Annotated in this window: 1 protein-coding gene; it reads left to right on the forward strand. The window is 67.9% G+C overall.

The genetic code is table 11. From position 1 onward, the window contains the following. Positions 1 to 514 (forward strand): cytochrome c oxidase subunit II (gene coxB / locus ACTIGC_RS13585; protein WP_439634919.1); only part of this gene is annotated, 514 nt, incomplete at both ends.

The following is a 514-nucleotide window of genomic DNA, read 5'->3' on the forward strand; positions in this document are numbered from 1 at the left end:
GACGCTCTGGTGGATCATGTTCTGGGGCGCGGCGGTGCTCTTCGCGATGGTCGGGGCGCTCTATACGCTCGCCTGGTATCGGCCGGCGCTGCTCGCACGCTTTTCGGTCGGCCAGTGGCTCGTCGGCGGGGGGCTGGTAATGCCGAGCGTCGTCCTCGTCGGGCTCGTCGCCGCCGCGTTCGTGCTCGGCGAACGCATGATCCCGCGGCCGCTGGAGGAGCCGCCGCTGAGAGTCTACGCCCAGGCCTACCAGTGGGACTGGCGCTTCGGCTATGACGACAGCGATGCGACGACGAGCGAACTCCACATTCCGGCCGGGCAACCCGTCGATGTCGTGGTGACGACGCTGGACGTCATCCACTCCTTTTGGGTGCCGCGCCTTGCCGGCAAGATCGACGCCATACCCGGCCACGAGAACGTGCTGCGGATCGAGGCCGACCGGCCGGGGAGCTATCGCGGCATCTGCGCGGAATTTTGCGGCAACGGCCACACGACCATGCGGTTCACCGTCGTC

The sequence above is a fragment of the Glycocaulis sp. genome, assembly GCF_051859565.1.
Taxonomy (GTDB): Bacteria; Pseudomonadota; Alphaproteobacteria; order Caulobacterales; family Maricaulaceae; genus Glycocaulis.